This is a genomic window from Streptomyces sp. NPDC004561 (assembly GCF_053602155.1).
Window position 1 is genome coordinate 1 of the sequence record NZ_JBSGDB010000945.1, and the last position, 1,056, is coordinate 1,056.

Below are 1,056 nucleotides of genomic sequence, written 5' to 3' on the forward strand. Positions count from 1 at the left end.
GGGCTCGATACCCTGCTCCTCGATCAGCAGGTCCCGCACCCGGCTGAACACCGCGAGGGCGTCGGCCTGACGGCCCGCCCCGTACAAGGCGCGCATCAGCAGGCCGTAGGGGCGTTCCCGCAGCGGGTGGGCGTCGGTCAGCTCGACCAGGTCCGGGACGGCCGAACGGTGACGGCCCAGCGCCAAAGCGAGTTCGAAGCGCTTCTCGCACAGCGTCAGCCGCAACTCCTCCAGCCGGACGCGCTGCCGCTCGGCGAACGGCCCGGGCACCCCCGCCAGCGGCTCCCCCTGCCACAGGTCCAGGGCCCGCGCCAGCAGCCGCGCGGCCTCCGACACCCGGTCGTTTGCCGCGGCGCGGGCGGCCCCGGCGGCCAGTTCCTCGGCACGGTTGAGATCCAGCGCCCCGTCCGGCACCGCCAACCGGTAGCCATCACCGGCCAGTTCCAGGACGGTCGGCGCCGCGCCCTCCGCCTCCAGCAGCTTGCGCAGCCGCCAGACGTAGGTGCGGATGGTGGTCACCGCCCGGGTCGGCGGCGCGTCCGCCCACAGCGCACCGACGATCTGGGCCATGGACACGGGCTGGTTGGCGCGCAGCAGCAGCAGCGACAGCAACGCCTGCTGCTGCGGCGGCCCCACGCGCAGCTCGACGTCCCCCCGGTACGCGCGCACCGCGCCAAGTATTTCGAAACGGAATGCTCCAGCCACCCGGTGTTTCCCCTTGCAACGGTCAGTAGGACAAGCAGACAGGATCGCTCGCGGATACCTTTAAGACGCCATCGGCCGGGCCGGGGATCCAACCTTTCACGACTTGGTGCGCGACTGAGGGACGGGTGTGTCGGTCTGGAGGGCCCGGCTGCTGATCTTCAGCTGTTTCTGGCGAGGAACCCTGGGCCTTCAGGCCCGGGAGGAATCGCCTCCTCGACCACGGTGCCGCGCAGCGGCGCCGTTTCACTGCGAGTCCTGTCCCGCGGCCGACCAGACGGTGATTGCCGACACTCGGTGGTGCTGCACCTCGGTAACTGCCTCCCAGAGCAGGCCCGTTGTCAGTGTCGAGGA

The 1,056-nt window shown here is 70.9% G+C and carries 1 protein-coding gene; it reads right to left on the reverse strand.

Annotation, left to right across the window (positions count from 1 at the left end; genetic code table 11):
- Window positions 1-705: AfsR/SARP family transcriptional regulator (locus tag ACWEN3_RS46910; protein WP_452984608.1), on the reverse strand; the 705-nt coding region annotated here is incomplete at its 3' end.
- Window positions 706-1,056: the final 351 nt, after the last annotated feature.